The sequence below is a fragment of the Aeromonas sp. QDB14 genome (assembly GCF_027707845.1).
In the GTDB taxonomy this organism is placed as follows: Bacteria; Pseudomonadota; Gammaproteobacteria; order Enterobacterales; family Aeromonadaceae; genus Aeromonas; species Aeromonas caviae.
Genome location: NZ_JAPCJD010000158.1, coordinates 1 through 2,325, shown reverse-complemented (window position 1 = coordinate 2,325; position 2,325 = coordinate 1). Strand labels below are relative to the sequence as shown.

The 2,325-nt window shown below is 48.8% G+C and carries 2 protein-coding genes and 1 pseudogene; 2 read left to right on the top strand and 1 reads right to left on the bottom strand.

Annotation, left to right across the window (positions count from 1 at the left end; translation table 11 throughout):
- The first annotated feature begins 150 nt into the window (after positions 1–150).
- Complete coding sequence (ampC, locus tag PG887_RS22125; RefSeq protein ID WP_094762261.1) at positions 151–1,296, top strand: CMY2/MIR/ACT/EC family class C beta-lactamase; 1,146 nt, start codon at positions 151–153, stop codon at positions 1,294–1,296.
- 300 nt (positions 1,297–1,596) lie between these two features.
- Here the strand turns inward: ampC and PG887_RS22120 are convergent.
- Positions 1,597–1,889, bottom strand: a pseudogene (locus PG887_RS22120) (Mu transposase domain-containing protein); the annotation flags it as partial.
- A 121-nt stretch (positions 1,890–2,010) separates the two neighbouring features.
- Here PG887_RS22120 and PG887_RS22115 point away from each other — a divergent pair.
- Positions 2,011–2,316, top strand: coding sequence for a hypothetical protein (locus PG887_RS22115; protein WP_270822923.1), 306 nt, complete (start codon positions 2,011–2,013; stop codon positions 2,314–2,316).
- The last annotated feature ends 9 nt before the right edge of the window (positions 2,317–2,325 follow it).

Below are 2,325 nucleotides of genomic sequence, written 5' to 3'. Positions count from 1 at the left end.
TTAAAATCGTACTTGGCGCCGCTCAACTGATCGATACTTGATCAACTAGCGCAAAGAATGATCATGCGTCGGCCCTGGTTCGACCGAGGTGTGACCACTCACAGTATTATTCAGGGGAAAACCTTCAACTCTCAATTATGGAAGATAGTTATGATACCCAAGACGCTTTTCTGTGCCTTATTGATCGCCGCATCAGGTCCTACGTTTGCAGTAACGCCAACGGAAAAAAAACTGGACGATATCGTTGATAATGTCGTTGTTCCGTTGATGAAAGAACAGGACATTCCTGGCATGGCAGCGGCGGTGATCTATCAGGGGCAACCTTACTACTTTATCTGGGGAATGGCCGATATTGCCGGTAAACAGCCCGTCACGAAACAGACCTTATTCGAGCTCGGTTCAGTGAGTAAAACCTTCACCGGTGTTCTGGGGGGGGATGCCATTGCGCGTGGTGAAATTAAACTGAATGATCCTGTGAGTAAATACTGGCCAGTGCTGTCCGGGAATCAATGGGAAGGGATTAGTTTGCTGAATTTGGTAACCTACACTGCCGGTGGCTTACCACTCCAGATACCGGATAATGTGACCAATGAAGTGTCATTACAGAATTATTATGAGACCTGGCAGCCGCAGTGGACACCGGGCACAAAGCGACTTTATTCGAACGCCAGTATTGGGCTCTTTGGCAAACTTGCCGTTAAACCTTCCGGCATGAACTTTGAACAAGCGATGATCAAACGCGTATTCCAGCCACTAAATCTATCGCATACCTGGATACAGGTTCCACAACAAGAAGAAAAACACTATGCATGGGGCTACCGCGATGGAAAAGCGGTTCGCGTTACTCCAGGTATGATGGATGCCGAAGCCTACGGTGTGAAATCCACAATAGAGGATATGGCAAGTTGGGTGTTGGCCAATATGGAACCTTCCGAAGTAAAAGATGCCTCACTGCAAAAGGGAATTTTGCTTGCTCAGTCGCGGTACTGGCAAGTAGGTGACATGTATCAGGGGTTGGGTTGGGAAATGCTCAATTGGCCGCTCAATGAAAAGACATTACTTAACAGTGGCAGTCCTAAAGTTATATTGTCTCCGCAAACCGTTAGTGAGATTTTCCCCCCATCTTCGGCGGTAACGGCTTCATGGGTACATAAAACGGGTTCGACAGGAGGTTTTGGGAGTTACGTCGCATTTATACCTGAAAAACAACTCGGTATCGTCATTCTAGCGAACAAAAGTTACCCCATTCCCTCTCGAGTGGAAGCTGCGTATCGCATTCTTAACGCCTTACAGTAAATGGCAGGGCCCCTCTTCTGAACGGGTCCCAACCTGTTGGCCAGTATGATTACGTAATAGAGTGCCCATAGCCCCTATATTCAACATATAGGGGCTATGGGCTCTCCACGGTATCCCCTGCGCAGTCTGGCGAAGATAAACGGCTATTTCGGAGGGCAATGAGCGTGTAATTTCCTCACTTTCCCTCATCGCCTTCTATTACTCCGAGCCTTCACTTTCAGTATGAGGCACTGGTGATCGGATGTAAGCGGCTCATCTGAGCCGTATTGAACCAGGCCGTTGCGTATTAGACGTCAACTACCTTGGCCGGTACGCGTCAACTACTTCATCGCTGCCAACGTAACAACTCAGTCTGTCATCCCACAGACGAACCTTCAGCATCTGTCCGATAAGTCTGGATGGTACGCTGTACACAACGTGTCGGACGTTGATGGTACTACTGCTCTGACCCGGACAGACAACTCCTCGTAGTCAGCACACCGCCGCTGAGGGAGGGGCTTCAGAAGTGCCAGTTCCTGACGGACCAGATCCTGATTGCGCTGGTTATGACGCAGCACCTGCTGTGTAACGAACTGCCTATATACGTTCACGCTACCGGAGGATATTTTAAAGGGAGAACTGAGAACATTAAATTTTAATATAAACAATTAATTATGTTATTAGCGTACGTTTTCGTTCCATTGGCCATCAAACCCCTTAAGGGGAAAGCGAGGCATGGAATACTGGCGAGAGTTTCAAGCCCTGGTGGCCATCGGATTCAATAACCAATTCTCTGTGATCGAACTGGAAAGCGCCGATGAGCGGGCACTAGGGATGGTGCAGGATGACATTTCAGAGGCTGGCTGGGCCAACTGCGCTGGCATCGACACTGATGTGCCAGGGCTCTACATGGTGAAGGCATCGATCAATCTGAACAGCGACGACGAACCAGAATATGCGAACACCGTACAGTTGCATATTCCGGCCGATCATGAACACCAATTCCGATTCAACGTGAACACCATTTCCGGACCAATGTGAACGCTCATT